The following is a 19,401-nucleotide window of genomic DNA, read 5'->3' on the forward strand; positions in this document are numbered from 1 at the left end:
GTGCAGACGGGCCGGGGTTCAAGCGTCTTCGGTGCGCAGCAACTCCAGCACGTCTCGCGCGATCTGCCGTTCCTCGTCGGCCTCGACGACGTGCACGGGCACGCGCCCGGCCCAAGACAGGTCCTCGACGATTCGCTCCCGTACCTCGGCCGCGTTCTCGCCTATGCCGCCGGTGAAGGCGACGGCGTCGAGCCCGCCCATCGCGGCGATCATGCTGCCCGCGTGGCGCACCGCCCAGTAGCAGAAATGCTCGACCGCGAAGCGCGCCGTGTCGTCGTCGCGCGCCAGAAGCGCGGCCATATCGTTCGTGCCGCCAAGGGCCGTAAGCCCGCTGTCGTGGTTGAGCAGGCGCTCGGTCGCCTCGATCCCGCGCGCTGCGGCCAGCCGCAGGACCACGGCCGGGTCCACGTCGCCGCTGCGCGTGCCCATGGTCAGCCCCGAGACCGGCGAAAACCCCATCGTTGTCGCCACCGAGCGCCCGTCACGAATGGCGCAGAGCGACGCGCCGTTGCCCAGGTGGCAGGCCAGCAGGCGGGACGGAAGCGGATCGATCCGCGTGACCAGCCAGGCATAGCTCAGCCCGTGAAACCCGTAGCGGCGGATGTCGTGGGCCCGGATGTCGCCGGGCAGCGCATAGGCCGTGGCGACGGCGGGGTTGGTGGCGTGAAATGCGGTGTCGAAGCTTGCCGCCTGCGGCAGCTCCGGCGCGCGCTGGCGCAACGTGCGGATGGCGGCGAGGCTGGAGGGGTTGTGCAGCGGGGCGAGCGGGATGCACGCTTCGATGCGGGCGATCGTGTCGTCGTCGAGCAGGACGGGACGGGTCAGTGCCGCGCCGCCATGCACCACCCGGTGTGCGGCGGCGATGAGCGTGCCGGGGGTGACGCCTTCATCCGCCAGAGCCGCGAGCAGGCGGTCGAGCGCGGCGGCATGGTCCGAGGCCTCCACCTCGCGCGCCACCCCGTTCACGCGCAGGCGCGGGGCCCCGCCAATGCCCGAGACGTCGGCGCGCAGGCAAGAGGTCAGGTCGGCGGCGAAAAGCTCCACCTTGATCGAGGAGGAGCCCGCGTTGACGACGAGGATCACGGCGCCGCCGCCACGATGGCGCCGAGCGCGGCGGTGGCGATGCGCGCCGCCGCCTTCTGCGACCGCGAGGTCAACAGGATCGGCACCTTCGCCCCCAGCACGATGCCGCCCGCGCAGCAGCCCATGCCCAGTACCATCAGCTTGAAAAGCGCGTTGCCGGTGGTGATGTTCGGCGTCACCATGATGTCGGCGTCGCCCGCGACGGGGCTGTCGTAATGCTTCGCCTCGGCCGCCTCCTTCGAGAAGATGAGGTCCAGCGCCATGGGCCCCGCGACCTCGGCCTCGGGCAGGGCGTCCTTGGCCCAGGCGGCGATCTCGGCGGCCTCCATCGAGTTCGGAAGCGACGGGATCGGGTCCTCGTTAGCGCTCAGGATACCGGCCTTGGGCCGCTCGACACCCAGCCGGCGGGCCAGCGCGACGGCGTGGGACAGGCAGGCTTTCCGGGTCTCGACGTCCGGATCGACGTTGAGCGCCGCGTCGGTCAGCAGAAGCGGCCGGTCCGAGTGCGGCGGCGTGATGTGGAAGACATGGCCGCAGCGGGCGTCGGGCGCCCGCAGCCCGGCGCGGGCGGGAAGCAGGCCCTTGAGGAATGTGGCCGTGTGCACCTGCCCCTTCATGATCGCGTCCGCGTCCCCCTCGCGCGCCAGCGCGGCGGCGCGGTGCGCGGCCTCGGCATGCGGGGCGTGTTCCAGCCGGAAGGGCGAGATGTCCCAGCCGATCTGCTCGGCCGCCTCTCGGATCTTGTCGGTATCGCCGACCAGCACCGGCTCGGCCAGGCCCAGCTCCATCGCCTCGCGCAGGCCTTGAAGCGGGTTGACCGCGCCGGCGTTGACCAGCCCCACGCGCGGCGGCGGAAGGCTGCGCGCCCGGTCGAGCAGCCGCTGCGGCACGCGCGGCGTGATCTGGGAGAGGAAGGGGAAGGGGTCGGTCATGGCGGTCCTCGCGACGGTCGCGCTCTGGATGCCACGGGGACGGGGGGCGCATGCAAGATCTTTCCCGCCAGGCGGGTGCGACTCCTTCCTCCGACGTCGGCGGGATAGCCCGGCGCGCTTGATTGTGCGGCGGGGCGGGACTAAGCCCGGCGCGACCTGACACCGGAGCGCCCCATGCCGACCTTCACCGCCCTGACGACCCTGCCCGGAAAAGAGGCCGCCGAGGCGCTTGGAGAGACGCTGGAAGAGCTTCAGCCCGAGCCGACCGGCATCGGCGTCTTCGAGATCGAGGACGACTCGGGGCTGTGGGAGGTCGGCGCCTACTTCGAGGAGGCGCCGGACGAGGCCGGGCTGGCGCTTCTGGCCGCCGCCTGGGGCGCGAAACCCTTCGCCGTGTCGGAGCTGCCCGAGATCGACTGGGTCGCCAAGGTGCGGCGCGAGCTGGTCCCGGTCGAGGCCGGGCGCTTCTTCGTCTACGGCAGCCACGACGCCGACAAGGTGCCCGAGGGCCGGATCGCGCTGCTGATCGAGGCGGCGATGGCGTTCGGCACCGGGCACCACGGCACGACTCTGGGCTGCCTGCGCGCGCTCGACCGGCTGATGGACGGCGGGTTGGAGGGGCAGAACGTCGCCGATATCGGCTGCGGCACGGCGGTGCTGGCGATGGCGGCGGCGAAGGTGTGGCCGCGCCCGGTGCTGGCCTCGGACATCGACCCGGTGGCGGTCGAGGTGGCCGAGGCGAACGCGCGGGTCAACGGCCTCGATGGCCGGGTGATCTGCGTCGAGGCGGCGGGCTTCGACCATGCGACGCTGAAAGGGGCCGCGCCGTTCGACCTGGTCTTCGCCAACATCCTGAAGGGCCCGCTGATCGACCTCGCCCCCTCGATGGCCGACCACGTTGCTTCCGGCGGCTATGCGATCCTGTCCGGCATCCTGAACCATCAGGCGGACGAGGTCGTGGACGTTTATTCCCGCGCGGGCTTCAATGTTGCACACCGGGAAGAGATTGTTGACTGGACGACCCTGACCCTGCGGCGAAAATGAGGCAAACGGGGCGCAATTTCGTCGTATCGGAAGATTTCGCTCCAATTGCGCCGCAGTTCGACATATTTCCGACATCGTCGGTGGGGGCCGACGTAACGGAGTACGTGTTTGCCATGTTGTCCCGCTCTCATGACGGATTTCACGATCGCGCCCGGCGCCTGCAGCGCAAGCATCGGCGCATGATGTACGGACGCGAGACGTGGATCGGGCCGGACGGCCTGCTGATGGTGCGCCCGCGTGCGCGAGGCCCGGTGCTGTCCGTCCGGGGGCTGTTCCTGCTGCTTCTGACGCTGATGCTTGGGAAGGCCGCGCTCTACGCGCATCTGGGTCCCGTCGCCTATGGCGAGCGGGTCACCGAGCTTGAGGCTGGCGGCCCGGTCGAGCGGGCCGGCGCCTGGGCGATGCATCCCGGGCTGGCGACGCAGGAAATCGCGTCAGTGATCGCACCCTACCTGCCATGAAAAAGGCCGCCCCCGGGGCGAGGGCGGCCTGAAGGTCCGTCGCGTCGGCGGCGATCAGCGGCGCACGAAGCGCTCGATCGCGCCGCGGTGCAGGCCGACGTCGTCGAGTTCGCGGTCGCTGAGCGCGTTCAGCGCCTTTCGGCTGATGCGGGCGTCGTTCCAGGCGGCAATGCCGGCGAACGTGCGCAGAATGGCGCGGACGACACGGCCGTCGGGCATGGCGGCGTGGGCGATGAAGCGGTCGGGTTCGTAAAGGGCCATGGCGTGTTTCCTTGACGCTCGGGGTGGCGGTGCGATCAGCTCCTGAAACTCGCAGCTAGAAGCGCGGTTTCACCCGCGCAAGCAGGAAAATCTGCATGGCAGATATGCGCTGTGTGCATGTGGCAAAAATGCCCTAACGCACTGTAATAGTTTAGTAAAATCGGCGTCAGACGTGTCGCGAACGACGCTTACGATGCCGTTTTCAGACCCGACATGCACCGTCCCGTTGCCGCGGAGAAACGGCATTGAGCCTTGGCCAATGTTCGCCTTTCGTGCTAGCCGTCGAAAAAAGTCGGCGAAAGGCGAGCAGGGACATGCGTGTGATGGGAATCGACCCGGGCCTGAGGTGCATGGGCTGGGGCGTGATCGAGGTCGCGGGCAGCCGCCTGTCGCACGTCGCAAACGGCCAGTGCGTGTCCGAGGGCGACGACCTCGCCGCGCGGCTTCTCAGTCTGCACCGCCAGCTCGGCCGCGTGCTGGAGAAATACGCGCCCACCGCCGCCGCGATCGAGCAGACCTTCGTCAACCGCGACGGCGCGGGCACTCTGAAGCTGGGCCAGGCGCGGGGCGTGGCGCTTCTGTCGCTGGCGCAGGCCGGCCTGCCCGTCGGAGAGTACGCGCCCAATGCCGTGAAGAAGACGGTCGTGGGCGTGGGCCACGCCGACAAGCGGCAGGTCGGGCACATGGTGCGGATGCAGCTTCCGGGGGTCGAGATCGTGGGCACCGACGCCGCCGACGCGCTGGCCATCGCCATCTGCCACGCCTTCCATCGCCAGACCGCCGACCGCATGGCGAGGGCGGGCGCATGATCGGACGCATCGCCGGACGCATCGACTATCGCGGCCCCGACCACGTGCTGATCGACGTGCGCGGCGTGGGCTATGTCGTCCATTGCTCGGACCGCACCATGATGGCGCTGCCGGGGGCGGGGGAGCATGCGGCGCTTTATACCGACCTGCTGGTGCGCGAGGACCTGTTGCAGCTTTTCGGCTTCCTCTCGCTGGCCGAGAAGGAGTGGCACCGCCTGCTGATGAGCGTCCAGGGCATCGGCGCGAAAGCCTCGATGGCGATCCTGGGCGCGCTGGGCCCCGACGGGGTCAGCCGCGCCATCGCGCTGGGCGACTGGAACGCCATTCGTGCAGCGCAGGGCGTGGGGCCCAAGATCGCGCAGCGGGTGGTGAACGAACTGAAGGACAAGGCGCCGACGGTCATGGCCATGGGCGTGCAGTCCGAGATCACGCCTGTCGCCGCCCCGGCCGAGGACGACGGCGAGGTGATCGAGGCCGCGCCGGCCCCGCGCCCCGCCGCGCCCCGGTCAAACCCCGCCCAGTCCGAGGCGATGTCGGCGCTGGCCAATCTGGGCTACGGTCCCTCGGAAGCCGCGCGCGCGGTGGCCGAGGCGGCGGGCGACGCGCCCGACGCCGACACGGCGGGGCTGATCCGCGCCGCGCTGCGCCTGCTCGCGCCGAAGGGATAACTGATGGACCAGCCCGACCCGACCCTGCGGCCCGAGAAACTGCCCGAGGACGACCGCGCCCTGCGCCCGCAGGGGCTGGGCGAGTTCATCGGGCAGGCCGAGGCGCGGGCGAACCTGCGCGTCTTCATCGAAAGCGCTCGGATGCGCGGGCAGGCGATGGACCACGCGCTGTTTCACGGGCCACCGGGGCTGGGCAAGACGACGCTGGCGCAGATCATGGCGCGTGAGCTGGGCGTGAACTTCCGCATGACCTCCGGGCCCGTCCTGGCCAAGGCCGGTGACCTTGCCGCGATCCTGACCAACCTCGAGGCGCGCGACGTCCTGTTCATCGACGAGATCCACCGCCTGAACCCCGTGGTCGAGGAAGTGCTGTATCCGGCGATGGAGGATTTCGAACTCGACCTCGTGATCGGCGAGGGACCGGCGGCGCGGACCGTGCGGATCGAGTTGCAGCCCTTCACGCTGGTGGGGGCGACCACGCGGCTGGGGCTGCTGACCACGCCTCTGCGCGACCGCTTCGGCATCCCGATCCGGCTGCAATTCTACACGGTCGAGGAGCTGCACCAGATAGTCACCCGCGGTGCGCGGCTTCTGGGCGTGCCGGCCGAGGACGACGGCGCGCGCGAGATCGCCCGCCGCGCCCGGGGCACGCCGCGCATCGCCGGTCGTCTGTTGCGCCGGGTCGTGGATTTCGCGCTGGTCGAGGGCGACGGTCGGCTCACGCGCGAGATCGCCGACAGCGCCCTGACGCGGCTGGGAGTGGACGACCTGGGCCTCGACGGGGCCGACCGGCGCTATCTGCGGCTGATCGCCGAGAATTACGGCGGCGGCCCGGTGGGGGTCGAGACGATGTCGGCGGCGCTGTCGGAAAGCCGCGACGCGCTGGAAGAGGTGATCGAGCCTTACCTACTGCAACAGGGCCTGATCCAGCGCACGCCGCGCGGGCGCATGTTGGCTCAGAAGGCTTGGACGCACATGGGCCTCGTCGCGCCGAAAGCGCCGGGGCAGGGGGACCTGTTCGGGAAGTAGTCAGCCCAGCCGCGCCGGGACCAGCCCGCGCACGGAGTTGCCGACGAAGAGCTGACCGTGTTCCAGGTCCGGCGCGTGCAGCACCGCCTCCAACGCCCGGCCCTCGTCCAGCAGCGTGCGGCGCAGGACCCCGGGCAGCGCGCCGCTCGACAGGGGCGGCGTCAGGAGCGTTCCGTCGCGGTCGAGGAAAACGTTGGTGATCGTCCCCTCGACCACCTCGCCGCGCTCGTTGAGGAAGAGCACCTCGTCCACCCCGGCGGGCAGCGCGGCGCGGGTAGCGGTGTACAGGACCCTCTGTGTGCTCTTCACGCCCAGCCACGGGTCGTCCGACCGCAGCCGCATCTCGGCCAGCCGCACGTGCCAGAGCGACGGCACCTCGCCCAGCGGAGCCTGCGTCACTTCCAGAGTGCCGTCCGCGCCGAGTGTCAGGCGCAGGCGGAGGGGGAGGTCGCCTTCACACTCCAGCAGCCGCGCCCGCGCCGTGTCGCGGTCGCAGGGGAAGCCGAGCCGCGCAGCGCTTTGCTCAAGCCGGTCGAGATGACGTTCCAGCCGGGCGGGCGGCGTGCCGGGGTCGCGGCGCAGCGTCTCGATCAGCTTCAGGCCGGGCGGGAGAGGTCGGCGAAACGGCTTTTCCACAGCGCCTCCTCGTACTCGGCATCGGCGGTGCTGTCGTAGACGACGCCGCCGCCCACGTCGAGCCGCGCCTCGCCGTCCGCCATCAGCATCAGCGTGCGGATGCCCACATTGAACGACGCGCGCCCGTCCGGCGCGGCCCAGCCGATGGCGCCGCAATACGCCTCGCGCGGGGCTGGCTCGAGCTCGTGGATGATCTCCATCGCGCGCACCTTGGGCGCGCCGGTGACCGAGCCGCAGGGATGCAGCGCGCGCAGGATGTCGGAGAGCTGCGCATTCCGGCGCAGGCGGGCGCGGACCAGCGAGGTCATCTGGAACACGGTGCTGTAGGCTTCGATCCGAAACAGCTCGGGCACCTCGACGCTGCCGGTTTCGGCGACGCGCGAGATGTCGTTGCGCAGAAGATCCACGATCATCAGGTTCTCGGCCCGGTTTTTCGCGGACACGCCCAGCCAGGCGCGGCGCTCGGCATCCTCGGCCTCGGTCGCGCCGCGGGCGACGGTGCCCTTCATCGGGCGCGTCTCGATCACGCCATCCGCGCCGGTGCGGAAGAACAGCTCGGGCGAACGCGACAGCAGCGCCGGGCCGCCAAGGTCCACGAACGCCCCGTGCGGCACCGGCTGGCGGCGGCGCAGGGCAGCATAGAGGTCGAGCGGATCGCCCTGCCACCGCGAGTGCATCGGGAAGGTCAGGTTCACCTGATAGGTGTCGCCCGCCGCGATGTAGTCGTGCACCCGGCCGAAGGCGGCGCGGTAGTCGTCGGCGGACCAGAGCGGCTGCGGCTGGCTCAGCCGCGCGTCCGGGTCCGTCGGCAGCGCGGGCAGCGCGTCGGGGCCGTCGAACACGCCGAAGAGCATCAGCGGCAGCGTTCGTTTCGCCGGCATCAGCGGACCGAGCTTGCCGGTGAAGCAGTACCCCAACTCGTAAGAGGCATAGCCCGCCACCCACAGCCCGTCCCGCCGCGCCGCGTCGAGATCGGAAAGCGCTGCGGGCACCTCGGCGGGCGTGTCGGCGCGCACGATGCGGCGCGGCCGCTCGAATAGGGTGCCGCCGGGCAGCGGCCCCGCGTCGAAGATGATCCGGCCTGACGTCATGGTTCCCGTGCTCCGCGCACCGCCGCGATGCGGCCCAGCTAACGGCTCGCGCGGGCGGATGGAAGATCAGCGCGCAACGTCGCCCGTTCGCGCCTCGATCATGCGCAGGAAGACCTCGGCGGCCTGGGGCAGCGGCTCGTCCTTCCGGGTGACGATGGAGTAGGGGACCACCGTCATGTCGGTGGCCAGCGGCAACGTCCGGATGCGCCCGGCCAGGCCTTCGTCGCTGGCATAGAAGCCCGCGACGGAACGCGCCACGGGCGCCACGGCGTTCGAGCCGCCGATGATGGCCAGCGTCACCAGAAGCGACGAGGTGCTGACCACGCGGGCGGGCAGGGGGTGGCCGCGTTCAAGCAGGTACAACTCGGCCGTGCGGCGCAGAAGCCCGCCGGGCGGCTGCATCACCCAGTCATAGGTCAGGCATTCCTCGAGCGTGGGCACGTTGCGCTTCAACAGGGGATGATCCTCGCGCACGATCAGGCTGACGGGCTCGGGGCCGATGGTGCGCAGCGAGACCGCGCGCGGGTCCACGGTGTCGAGCAGTCGGCCGATATAGAAGTCGAGCCGCCCGGACAGCAGTGCCTCGCCCAGCTTGTCCGAGGTGTCGACCAGCACGTTGACCCCGATCTCGGGGTGGGTGACCCGCGCCTGCCGGATCGCCGGAAGCACCAGTTCCAGCGCCGGGCCGGTCACCGCGCCGGCCTCGACCCGGCCGCGCCGGCCCGAGGACAGCTGCGCGATCTCGTGCCCGGTCTCGTCCAGGTCACGCAGGGTGCGGCGGGCGCGCGCGGCCAGAAGCGCGCCCGCCTCGTTCAGGACGATGCCGCGCGGATGCCGGTCGTAAAGCTTCGCGCCGACCAGCCGCTCGATGTCGGACAGCATGCGCGAGGCGGCGGGCTGAGACACCGAAAGCTGCGCCGCAGCGGCGCTGATCTGTCCCGTCTCCTCGACCGCCGCCATCAGGCGCAGGTGTCTCAGCGTAAGCCCCTGCCGGACGAGCCGGTCGCGCCCCGTGTGTTCGCTCATGCGTCCTCGCCTCCCGTCGCCGATATAACATGATCGGCATAACGCGGCGCAACGATATCATTTGGAGCGGATAGGGATTTCGTCTTACCCATTGCGGGAGCGTCCAAGGGCGCTTGCGGCGCACGGCTCCGAGGAGGACCCGCGCCGGAAGGAGGAGCAACCAGTTTGCCGAGCGATGCGGCCCCGGCGGGCGGCGGTCCAAGCGACCTGCCGCACATAGCAAGGGTCCGGTTCGCAACCGGCAGGGAGGACAAGATGAAGACATCCGTTCGCATTCTCGCGACCACCGCGCTCGTCGCCGCGTCGCTGGCCGCGCCGGCCGTGGCGCAGGACAAGGGCTATATCGGCATCGCCATGCCCACGAAGTCGTCGGCGCGCTGGATCTCGGACGGCGAGAGCATGGTGCGGCAGTTCGAAGAGGCCGGGTACACCGCCGACCTCCAGTACGCCGAGGATGACATCCCCAACCAGCTCGCCCAGATCGAGAACATGATCACCAAGGGCGTCGACGTGCTGGTGATCGCCGCCATCGACGGCACCACCCTGTCGAACGCGCTGGCCAACGCCGCCGCAATGGACATCGACGTGATCGCCTATGACCGGCTGATCCGCGACAGCGAGAACGTCGACTACTACGCCACCTTCGACAACTTCCAGGTGGGCGTGCAGCAGGCCAACACGCTGGTCGAGGGCCTGGAAGAGCGCTTCCCGGACCAGAAGCCGTGGAACGTCGAACTGTTCGGCGGCTCGCCCGACGACAACAACGCCTATTTCTTCTACGACGGTGCGATGAGCGTGCTGCAGCCGCTGATCGACGCGGGCGACATCGTCATCCCGTCGGGACAGATGGGCATGGACACCGTCGGCACCTTGCGCTGGGACGGCTCGGTCGCGCAGGCGCGCATGGATAACCTGCTGTCGGCCAATTACACCGACAAGACGGTGCATGGCGTGCTGTCGCCCTATGACGGGCTGTCCATCGGCATCATCTCGTCCCTGTCGGGCGTGGGCTACGGCTCGGGCGACATGGAAATGCCGATCGTCACCGGCCAGGACGCCGAGATCCCGTCGATCAAGGCGATCCTGCGCGGCGACCAGTACTCGACCATCTTCAAGGACACCCGCGAACTGGCCGGCGTGACCGTCGGCATGGTGGACGCGATCGTGGAAGGCGGCGAGCCCCCGATCAACGACACCTCGACCTACGACAACGGCGTGAAGGTCGTGCCGTCCTACCTGCTCGAGCCGGTGCCGGTCACCGCCGAGAACTGGGAAGACGTGCTGCTGGGCAGCAACTACTACACGCGCGACCAGATCGAGTGATCGCTCTCCCTGCTGGACGGGGCGCGCAGACGTCCCTCCGCACGGGCTGACCGGCACGCCCGGTCAGCCCCCAACGACCCCGAAGCAATCGAAAGACGGTCCCATGGGCACGATCCTCGAAATGCGCGGCATCACCAAGGAATTCCCCGGCGTCAAGGCGCTCGACGACGTGAACCTGTCGGTCGAGCAGGGCGAAATCCACGCGCTGGTGGGCGAGAACGGTGCCGGTAAGTCCACGCTGATGAAGGTGCTTAGCGGCGTCTATCCGCACGGCACCTATGACGGCGACATCGTCTTCGACGGCGATGTGCGCCAGTTCCGCGGCATCCCCGACAGCGAACGCGCCGGCATCATCATTATCCACCAGGAGCTGGCGCTGGTGCCGCTCCTGTCCATCGCCGAGAACATCTTCCTGGGCAACGAACGCGCCCGCGGCGGCGTCATCGACTGGCGCGAGACGAACCGGCGCACCGCCGAGCTTCTGGCGCGGGTGGGGCTGAAGGAACACCCCGAGACGCTGGTCGACGACCTGGGGCTGGGCAAGCAGCAGCTGGTCGAGATCGCCAAGGCGCTGTCGAAGGAAGTGCGCCTGCTGATCCTGGACGAGCCGACCTCGTCTCTGAACGAAACCGACAGCCAGAAGCTCCTAGACCTGCTTCTGGAGTTCAAGGAACACGGCGTCACCTCGATCCTAATCTCACACAAGCTCAACGAGGTTTCGAAGGTCGCCGACACCATCACCGTGCTGCGCGACGGCGCGACCGTGGCGCGCCTCGACTGCCACCAGGGCGTGAGCGAGGACGAGATCATCCGCGACATGGTGGGCCGGTCGCTCGACGACCGCTATCCGCCGCGCGACCCGAAGATCGGCGAGACGGTGATGGAGGTGCGCAACTGGACCGTGCACCACCCGCTGCACGCCGAGCGCAAGGTCGTGGACGACGTGAGCTTCCACCTGAAACGCGGCGAGGTTCTGGGCATCGCGGGCCTGATGGGGGCAGGGCGCACCGAACTCGCGATGAGCCTCTTCGGCCGCTCCTACGGGCGCGACATCTCGGGCGAGGCGTGGATCGGCGGGCGCAAGGCCAACCTGTCCACCGTGCGCCGGGCCATCAACGAAGGGCTGGCCTATGCCACCGAGGACCGCAAGGGCTTTGGCCTCGTGCTTGACGACACGATCCGGCGCAACGTGCCGTTGGCCAACCTCGAAGCCATCTCGGACCGCACGGTCGTCGACCCCGCGCGCGAGGCGGCGGTGGCCGAGGAATACCGCGGCCGGCTCAACATCAAGAGCTCGTCCATCGAGCAGGAGACGGTGAACCTTTCGGGCGGCAACCAGCAGAAGGTGGTGCTGGCCAAGTGGCTCTTCGCCGATCCCGACATCCTGATCCTCGACGAGCCGACGCGCGGCATCGACGTGGGCGCGAAGTTCGAAATCTACACCGTGATCCGTGACCTCGCCCGCGCGGGCAAGTCGATCATCGTCATCTCGTCCGAGATGCCCGAACTCCTGGGCATCACCGACCGGCTGTACGTGATGAACGAAGGGCGCTTCGTCGGCGAACTGCCGACGCCCGAAGCGTCGCAGGAGCGGATCATGTCCATGATCATCAAATCCGGGGGCTCGAAATGACCGACACCGCCAACCCCGCCAACGAGGCGATGCCCAAGTCGCAGATGAAGGCGTCGTGGTCCTTCCTGCGCGGGCACCTGCGCGAGTACGGCATCCTTTTCGCGCTGATCGCGATCATGGCGTTCTTCCAGATCGCCACGGGCGGCATCCTTCTGATGCCGGTGAACCTGACCAACCTGATCCTGCAGAACAGCTATATCGTCATCATGGCGATCGGAATGCTGCTGGTGATCGTCTGCGGGCACATCGACCTGTCGGTGGGCTCGGTCCTGGGATTCATCGGCGCGCTCGCCGCGGTGATGATCGTCAATTGGGAGGTGCACTACCTTCTGGCGGGCGTGATCTGCCTGGCGACGGGTGCGCTGATCGGCATGGCGCAGGGGTTCTGGGTCGCCTACTTCAAGATCCCATCCTTCATCGTGACGCTTGCCGGGATGCTGGTGTTCAAGGGCCTGACCCTGTGGCTTCTGGCCGGGCAGTCGGTGGGGCCGTTCCCGGGCGACTTCCAGCTCATCGCCTCGGGCTTCATTCCCGACCTGCTGGGGGGCGAAGACCTCAACCTGTTCTCGCTGGCCGCGGGCGTGGTCGTGGCGGTGATCCTGCTGGCGATGGCCGTGCGCTCGCGCCGGCAGCAGCAGCGCGCGGGCGTGGCCGACGAGCCCTTCGCCTTCTTCGCCGCCAAGAACGGGCTGATCTTCATCGCTCTGGTCTACATGAGCTATCTCATGGCGACCTTCCGCGGCCTGCCCAACGTGTTCATCGTCATGGCGCTGCTGATCGCGGTCTACTCGTTCCTGACCAGCCGCACGACGATCGGCCGCCGCATCTATGCCATCGGCGGGAACGAGAAGGCGGCGAAGCTCTCGGGCATCAACTCCGAGCGGCTGACCTTCCTGACCTTCGCCAACATGGGCATGCTTGCCGCGCTCGCGGGGCTCGTTTTCGCGGCGCGGCTGAACACCGCGACGCCCAAGGCCGGCATCGCCTTCGAGCTCGACGTCATCGCGGCCGTGTTCATCGGCGGGGCGTCGATGTCGGGCGGCGTGGGCACGGTCGTCGGCGCGGTCGTGGGCGCCTTCATCATGGGCGTGATGAACAACGGCATGTCCATCCTGGGTGTCGGCATCGACTGGCAGCAGGTGATCAAGGGGCTGGTGCTGCTCGCCGCCGTGATCTTCGACGTCATGAACAAGAAGAAGGGCTGACGGCCATGCTCCTGTCGCAGATCAGGACGGACGACGGCGGCACGCGGGTCGTCGTCCGAGAAGGGACTGAGGCCTACGCCGTTCGCGACGTCGCCACCGTCTACGACCTGGCGACGGGCTGCGCGGCCGGGGGCGAAGGGCTGGCTCAGCGCATCGGAGCGCTGGGGCTGGGGCCGGCGGTCAACCTCGAGGCCGCCTATGCCGAGGGCCGCCTGTTGCCGCCCATCCTGCACCCGGACCCGGCGCACCTGCACCTGACCGGCACGGGGCTCACGCATCTCGGCTCGGCCTCGACCCGCGACGCCATGCATGCCGGGGCGGACACGGCGCTGACGGATTCGATGAAGATGTTCCGCCTCGGGCTCGAGGGCGGCAAGCCGCGCGCGGGCGGGATCGGCGTGCAGCCCGAGTGGTTCTACAAGGGCAACGGCGCCGCTCTGGTCGCGCCGGGGGCGGAACTGACCTCGCCGGCCTTCGCGCAGGATGGCGGGGAAGAGCCCGAGATCGCGGGCGTCTACGTCATCGGCCCCGATGGCACGCCCGTCCGGCTGGGCTTCACGCTGGCCAACGAGTTCTCGGACCACGTGATGGAGCGCGAGAACTACCTCTACCTCGCCCACTCGAAGCTGCGGCCGGCCTCGCTGGGGCCCGAACTTCTGGTGGGCGACCTGCCAGAGCACGTCGAGGGCACGTCGCGCATCCGCCGGGGCGGCGAGGTGATCTTCGAGGCGCCGTTCCTGTCGGGCGAGGCGAACATGTCCCACACCATCGCCAATCTGGAACACCACCACTTCAAGTACGACGTCTTCCGCCAGCCCGGCGACGTCCATGTGCACATGTTCGGCACCGCCACACTGTCCTTCGCCGAGGGCGTGCGCACCCAGCCGGGCGACGTGTTCGAGATCGAGGCCCCGGCGTTCGGCCTGCCGCTGCGCAACGCGCTGTCTGGCATGCCCGCACCGCGGGCCGAGCAAACCGTCGCCGTCCGCACGCTCTAGCGCCGGCGCGAAACAACTGACGAGAGGCAGACGCCATGACCTTCAAGAAGGCCGAATGGCCGCGCCGCCTGCGGTCGCAGGAATGGTACGGCGGCACGTCGCGCGACAACATCTACCACCGCGGCTGGCTCAAGAACCAGGGCTACCCGCACGATCTGTTCGACGGCCGCCCTGTCATCGGCATCCTCAACACCTGGGGCGAGTTGACGCCCTGCAACGGCCACCTGCGCGAGCTGGCCGAGAAGGTGAAAGCCGGGGTTTGGGAGGCCGGCGGCTTCCCGCTCGAGGTGCCGGTCTTCTCGGCCTCCGAGAACACGTTCCGGCCCACAGCGATGATGTACCGCAACCTCGCCGCCATGGCGGTCGAAGAGGTGATGCGCGCCCAGCCCATCGACGGGGCAGTGCTGCTGGTGGGCTGCGACAAGACCACGCCGAGCCTGATGATGGGCGCGGCCTCGACCGACATCCCCTCGATCGTCGTGACCGGGGGCCCGATGCTGAACGGCTGGTTCCGGGGCGAGCGCGTGGGCTCGGGGACGGCACTCTGGCAGATGTCCGAAGACATCAAGGCCGGCAAGATGAGCCAGGACGACTTCCTCGAGGCCGAGCAGGCGATGAGCCGGTCGTCGGGCACCTGCAACACGATGGGCACCGCCAGCACCATGGCCAGCATGGCCGAGGCGCTGGGGATGGCGCTGTCGGGCAACGCCGCGATCCCGGCGGTGGACGCCCGGCGGCGGGTGATGGCGCAGCTTTCCGGCCGGCGCATCGTGGACATGGTGAAGGACGACCTGAAGCCGTCCGACATCCTCACCCGCGCCGCGTTCGAGAACGCCATCCGCACCAACGGCGCCATCGGCGGCTCGACGAACGCCGTCATCCACATCCTCGCGCTCGCGGGCCGCGTCGGCGTTGACCTGACGCTCGACGACTGGGACCGGCTGGGGCGCGAGGTGCCGACCGTCGTGAACCTCATGCCCTCGGGCAAGTACCTGATGGAGGAGTTCTTCTATGCCGGGGGCCTGCCCGTCGTGCTCAAGCGGCTTGGGGAGGGCGGATTGCTTCATCGCGACGCGATCACCGTCTCGGGCGGGGCGATCTGGGACGAGGTGAAGGACGCCCGCAACTGGAACATAGATGTGATCCTGCCGGTCGAGAAGGCGCTCACCGCCTCGGGCGGAATCGCGGTGCTGAGGGGCAACCTTGCACCCGAGGGCGCGGTGCTCAAGCCGTCGGCCGCGAGCCCGCACCTGATGAAGCACCGGGGCCGGGCGGTCGTGTTCGAGGACATCGACGACTACAAGGCGAAGATCGCCGACGACGCGCTCGACATCGACGAGACCTGCGTGATGGTCCTGAAGAATTGCGGGCCCAAGGGCTATCCCGGCATGTCCGAGGTCGGCAACATGGGCCTGCCGCCGAAGGTTCTGAAGAAGGGCATCACCGACATGGTCCGGATCTCCGACGCGCGCATGTCGGGCACCGCCTACGGCACCGTCGTCCTGCATACCACGCCCGAGGCGGCGGCGGGCGGCCCGCTGGCCGTGGTGAAGAACGGCGACATGATCGAGCTCGACGTCGAGGCGCGGCGCCTGCACCTCGACATTCCCCACGAAGAGCTGGAGCGGCGGCTGGCCGAGTGGACGCCCACGGTGCAGCCGCCTGAAAGCGGCTATGCCCGCATGTTCCATGACCACGTGCAGGGCGCGAACACCGGCGCGGACTTTGACTTCCTCGTCGGCTGCCGCGGCCGCGCGGTCCCCAAAGACAGCCACTGATGGTGGGCGGGGCCGCGCGCCCCGCCGCCACTCAGTTCCGCAGCGTCCGCACCTCGAGCAACGCGCAGCGTTTTTCTTCCGTCACGGCGGCGATGGCGGCCGCGATGGCCTCGGGCACCTCGGCCGCCGTGGTCACGCGGCGGGTCCAGGCGCGGCTCGCCTCGGCCGTCTTCAGGAAGTCGGGCGAAGGCTGGAGCGCGGTCAGCGGCATCCGGTTCGCCCGCGACGCGTGCCCGTCCGGGTACATCCCCGTGACCGAGGCGCGCACCGCGCCCCATTCCTCGTTGTTGAGCACCACGATCAGCACCGGCAGGTTCATCGCTTCGGCGATCTGATGGCAGACCGCCGGGTTGGCGAACATGTACGATCCGTCGCCCATCGTCGCCACGCACAGCCGGTCGCGGTCGGCCAGCTGCGCCCCCAGTGCCGCGGGGAACGACCACCCCAGCCCGCCGGAATGCGGCTCCTGGAACCACGACTTGTGATCCTCGCGCTTGAGCATCCCCAACATTGTGCCCAGTTCCGAGAACACCGACGACGTACGCCCCTCCAGCGCCTTGCCCAGGCAGACGCTGAACCATTCTTTCGTGATGCCCTGCGCGTTGCGCGCCGCCGCCTGCCAGCGCATGCCCGAACGGGTGGCGTCGGCCGCGTCCGACACCTCGCGCCGACGCGTGGCGATCTTGTCAGGCCGGCGGGGCAGGGCGTCCATCGCCTCGACCAGCGCGGGGATGGTGAGCGCGCTTTCGCCCTGGATCGACAGGTCCGAGCGGAAGTTGCGCACCGGGAAGCGGCTGAAGATCGGGTCCGGCCCCATGTTGATGATCTTCGCGTCGGGGTTCACGGGATGCTCGTCCGGCCACCAGGGCGCGAGGCAGTCGAGCACCAGTACCACGTCGGCCTTCTCCAGCCATTTCTTCGGGTTCGGCCCGATATGACACGGATGCTCGGTCGAGATCGCCAGGTGCGTCGCCCACCAGGACGAGACCGGGATGCCCCATTCCAGCGCCCAGTCGGCGAACGCCGCGAAGCTGGCCTCGTCGCCCGCGCCGCGTTGTGCGATGACCAGCGGATGCTCGGCCTCGGCCAGCCATTTCGCAGCCTGCTCGATATCGCGCGGGTTGGGCGCACCCAGCACCGGCCGCATCGACGGCGCGGCGGCCAGATCGTCGTTGATCGTCTCGCACAGCGTCTCACGCGGGAGCGACAGGTAAACCGGCCCCTTCGGCGTCGAATTCGCGATGGCCGAGGCGCGGTCGAGCAATTCGCGGATCTGCTCGGGGAACTTGAGCTCATAGTCCCACTTGCAACTTTCCCGGACCAGCGCGGTCTGATCCCGCATCTCCTGTCCCCAGCCGATGGGGACGGTGCGCGCGCCGAAGCGGTCCTTCTCGGTCACCGGGGTGCGGCCGGACATCAGCAGCATCGGGATGTGTTCGCACGCGGCGTTGATCGCGCCGGTGGCCCCGTTCGACAGGCCGACGTTGGTATGCAGCATCACCGACTGCGCCTTGTCCGAGATCAGGTAGTAGCCGTGCGCCATCCCGAGCGCCGCGTGTTCGTGCGGGATGACGACGGCTTCGGGCAGGTCGGTGCCGTTCGCGGCGGCCTCGGCAAGTCCCTCGATGATCGGCGGGAAGTCGGTGCCCGAGTTGGTGAACACGTAATCGACTCCGAGCGCCTTGAGCCGGGCGAAGATCGCGCCCCCGGCCGTGGTGTCGCCCGCGGCGGCTGCGGTCTGCGTGCTGTTGTCCTTCACGTGGCCCTCCCTTGCCGGCAGACCGTGCCCCCCAAGGCACGGCAAAGCGGACGCAGCATAGGGCGCGCTGCGGGGAAGGACCAGCGCAACGGCGCACATGCATCCCGCACGGAATGCGCCGGCAGAAGCATCTTGCGGCACCGGGCGCGATGCCGCAGGTTCCGCACCGGATGTATACAGTTTTGACCGCGCATCTTGCGCGAGGAGGAGAGGATACATGGACATCGAGCTTCTGATCGGCGGCCGCAAGGCTTCGGCAAAGGCCGGCGGGACCTTCGAGCGGCGCGACCCCTACACCGGCGACGTGGCCACTCGTGCTCCCGCCGCGAAGGCCGACGACGTCGACGCGGCGGTCGAGGCCGCGGCCGCCGCCTTCCCCGGCTGGTCGCAGGAAAGCCCGGCCAAGCGCCGCGCGATCCTGAACAAGGCCGCCGACCTGATGGAGGAGCGCGCGCCGCAGTTCATCGAGACCGGCATCGCCGAGACCGGCGCAACCGGCCCGTGGATCGGCTTCAACGTCTCGTTCGCCGCCTCGGTCCTGCGCGAGGCTGCGGCGATGACCACGCAGATCAAGGGCGAGGTGGTGCCGTCGAACAAGCCGGGCAACTTGGCCATGGCTTACCGCCAGCCGGTCGGCGTGCTGGTCGGGATGGCGCCGTGGAACGCGCCGGTGATCTTGGGCGTGCGCGCCGTCGCCATGCCCATTGCCTGCGGCAACACCATGGTGCTCAAGGCGTCCGAAATGTGCCCCAAGCTGCACCTGATGATCGGCGAATGCCTTGAGGATGCGGGGCTCCCGAAGGGCGTGATCAACGTCGTCACCCACGCCGCCGAGGACGCGCCCGAGGTCGTCACCCGCCTGATCGAGCATCCGAAGGTGAAGCGCATCAACTTCACCGGCTCGACCCGCGTCGGCAAGATCATCGCCGAAACGGCGGCGAAGCACCTCAAGCCGGTGCTGCTGGAGTTGGGCGGCAAGGCGCCGCTGGTGGTGCTGGACGACGCCGACATCGACGCGGCGGTGAACGCGGCCGCCTTCGGCGCCTTCATGAACCAGGGCCAGATCTGCATGTCGACCGAGCGGATCATCGTCGACGAGAAGATCGCCGACGAGTTCGCCAAGCGCTTCGCCGAGAAGGCCGGTGGCCTGCCCCACGGCGACCCGCGCGGGCAGGTGGTGCTGGGCGCGGTCATCGACCGGAGCACCATCGACAAGGTCGACGGCCTGATCGACGACGCCATCTCCAACGGTGCGTCGCTGATGACCGGCGGGGCCGAGGAAGGCACCGTCATGCCCGCCACAATCGTCGACAACGTCACGCCGAACATGAAGCTCTTCCGCGAGGAAAGCTTCGGCCCCGTCGTCTGCATCATCCGCGCCAAGGACACCGACCACGCGGTGGAGCTGGCCAACGACACCGAGTACGGGCTCAGCTCGTCGGTCTTCGGGCAGGACATCCGCCGCGCGATGGACGTCGCCAAGCGGATCGAGGCCGGCATCTGCCACATCAACGGCCCCACCGTGCACGACGAGGCGCAAATGCCCTTCGGCGGCATGAAGGCCTCGGGTTACGGCCGCTTCGGCGGCACGGCCGGGATCGACGAGTTCACCGAGCTGCGCTGGATCACCATCGAGGATCCGAACCAGCACTACCCGTTCTGATC

At 69.1% G+C, this 19,401-nt stretch carries 18 protein-coding genes; 11 read left to right on the forward strand and 7 right to left on the reverse strand.

All coding sequences use genetic code 11. The features are described from left to right. Positions 1-18: 18 nt before the first annotated feature. Positions 19-1,083, reverse strand: a complete 1,065-nt coding sequence (locus BM162_RS03850; RefSeq protein WP_093418015.1) for an acetate/propionate family kinase — start codon at positions 1,081-1,083, stop codon at positions 19-21. Continuing rightward, entirely contained in the window at positions 1,080-2,015 is a 936-nt protein-coding gene (locus BM162_RS03855; RefSeq protein ID WP_093418017.1) for a phosphate acyltransferase, read from the reverse strand. The genes BM162_RS03850 and BM162_RS03855 overlap by 4 nt, the downstream gene beginning before the upstream one ends. A 174-nt stretch (positions 2,016-2,189) precedes the next feature. Here BM162_RS03855 and BM162_RS03860 point away from each other — a divergent pair, with 174 nt between their 5' ends. Further along, complete coding sequence (locus BM162_RS03860; RefSeq protein WP_093418020.1) at positions 2,190-3,059, forward strand: 50S ribosomal protein L11 methyltransferase; 870 nt, start codon at positions 2,190-2,192, stop codon at positions 3,057-3,059. A gap of 179 nt (positions 3,060-3,238) precedes the next feature. Beyond that, positions 3,239-3,520 carry a hypothetical protein gene (locus BM162_RS03865; protein ID WP_143096106.1) on the forward strand — a complete coding sequence of 94 codons (282 nt, stop codon included), beginning with the start codon at positions 3,239-3,241 and terminating at the stop codon, positions 3,518-3,520. A gap of 54 nt (positions 3,521-3,574) precedes the next feature. On the opposite strand, the gene BM162_RS03870 is transcribed toward BM162_RS03865, so the two are convergent. Next, positions 3,575-3,781, reverse strand: coding sequence for a DUF1127 domain-containing protein (locus tag BM162_RS03870; protein ID WP_093418026.1), 207 nt, complete (start codon positions 3,779-3,781; stop codon positions 3,575-3,577). 314 nt (positions 3,782-4,095) lie between these two features. Between BM162_RS03870 and ruvC the strand changes: the two genes are divergently transcribed. Genes ruvC through ruvB form a run of 3 tightly spaced genes read left to right on the forward strand, consistent with a single transcriptional unit; the run spans position 4,096 to position 6,287 of the window. Further along, positions 4,096-4,590, forward strand: a complete 495-nt coding sequence (ruvC, locus tag BM162_RS03875) for a crossover junction endodeoxyribonuclease RuvC (RefSeq protein ID WP_093418028.1) — start codon at positions 4,096-4,098, stop codon at positions 4,588-4,590. After that, positions 4,587-5,258, forward strand: coding sequence for a Holliday junction branch migration protein RuvA (gene ruvA, locus BM162_RS03880; RefSeq protein WP_093418031.1), 672 nt, complete (start codon positions 4,587-4,589; stop codon positions 5,256-5,258). Before ruvC ends, ruvA begins: the two co-directional genes overlap by 4 nt. 3 nt (positions 5,259-5,261) lie before the next feature. Beyond that, complete coding sequence (gene ruvB, locus BM162_RS03885) at positions 5,262-6,287, forward strand: Holliday junction branch migration DNA helicase RuvB (RefSeq protein WP_093418034.1); 1,026 nt, start codon at positions 5,262-5,264, stop codon at positions 6,285-6,287. Here the strand turns inward: ruvB and BM162_RS03890 are convergent, their stop codons facing one another. The 3 genes from BM162_RS03890 to BM162_RS03900 form a co-directional block, all read right to left on the reverse strand. Further along, complete coding sequence (locus BM162_RS03890; protein WP_093418037.1) at positions 6,288-6,923, reverse strand: aminotransferase class IV family protein; 636 nt, start codon at positions 6,921-6,923, stop codon at positions 6,288-6,290. It lies immediately after the preceding gene. Further along, positions 6,884-8,014, reverse strand: coding sequence for an aminodeoxychorismate synthase component I (locus BM162_RS03895; RefSeq protein WP_093418039.1), 1,131 nt, complete (start codon positions 8,012-8,014; stop codon positions 6,884-6,886). The genes BM162_RS03890 and BM162_RS03895 overlap by 40 nt, the downstream gene beginning before the upstream one ends. 66 nt (positions 8,015-8,080) lie before the next feature. Beyond that, positions 8,081-9,040 (reverse strand): LysR family transcriptional regulator, encoded by a 960-nt coding sequence (locus tag BM162_RS03900; protein WP_093418042.1) that lies wholly within the window; start codon positions 9,038-9,040, stop codon positions 8,081-8,083. Positions 9,041-9,295: 255 nt separating this feature from the next. Here BM162_RS03900 and chvE point away from each other — a divergent pair, with 255 nt between their 5' ends. The 5 genes from chvE to araD all read left to right on the forward strand — a co-directional run bounded on the left by chvE (position 9,296) and on the right by araD (position 15,977). After that, positions 9,296-10,363 carry a multiple monosaccharide ABC transporter substrate-binding protein gene (gene chvE / locus BM162_RS03905; RefSeq protein WP_093418044.1) on the forward strand — a complete coding sequence of 356 codons (1,068 nt, stop codon included), beginning with the start codon at positions 9,296-9,298 and terminating at the stop codon, positions 10,361-10,363. A gap of 103 nt (positions 10,364-10,466) precedes the next feature. Next, entirely contained in the window at positions 10,467-11,996 is a 1,530-nt protein-coding gene (gene mmsA, locus BM162_RS03910; protein WP_093418047.1) for a multiple monosaccharide ABC transporter ATP-binding protein, read from the forward strand. Positions 11,997-12,025: 29 nt separating this feature from the next. Then, the gene (mmsB, locus tag BM162_RS03915) at positions 12,026-13,201 is read left to right on the forward strand and encodes a multiple monosaccharide ABC transporter permease (RefSeq protein ID WP_093418649.1); all 1,176 of its coding nucleotides are present in this window, start codon (positions 12,026-12,028) and stop codon (positions 13,199-13,201) included. 5 nt (positions 13,202-13,206) lie between these two features. Beyond that, positions 13,207-14,199: an AraD1 family protein gene (araD1, locus tag BM162_RS03920; protein WP_093418050.1), complete on the forward strand. Its 993-nt coding sequence runs from the start codon at positions 13,207-13,209 to the stop codon at positions 14,197-14,199. Positions 14,200-14,234: 35 nt separating this feature from the next. Next, a complete protein-coding gene (gene araD / locus BM162_RS03925) occupies positions 14,235-15,977 on the forward strand; it encodes an L-arabinonate dehydratase (RefSeq protein ID WP_093418052.1) in 1,743 nt (580 codons plus the stop codon). A gap of 31 nt (positions 15,978-16,008) precedes the next feature. Here araD and BM162_RS03930 read toward each other — a convergent pair whose 3' ends face one another. Then, positions 16,009-17,736 (reverse strand): thiamine pyrophosphate-requiring protein, encoded by a 1,728-nt coding sequence (locus tag BM162_RS03930; protein WP_245759163.1) that lies wholly within the window; start codon positions 17,734-17,736, stop codon positions 16,009-16,011. 217 nt (positions 17,737-17,953) lie between these two features. On the opposite strand from BM162_RS03930, the gene BM162_RS03935 reads away from it, so the two are divergent. Then, complete coding sequence (locus BM162_RS03935) at positions 17,954-19,399, forward strand: aldehyde dehydrogenase (RefSeq protein WP_093418057.1); 1,446 nt, start codon at positions 17,954-17,956, stop codon at positions 19,397-19,399. Positions 19,400-19,401: the final 2 nt, after the last annotated feature.

Source organism: Tranquillimonas alkanivorans (assembly GCF_900115595.1).
Classification (GTDB): domain Bacteria; phylum Pseudomonadota; class Alphaproteobacteria; order Rhodobacterales; family Rhodobacteraceae; genus Tranquillimonas; species Tranquillimonas alkanivorans.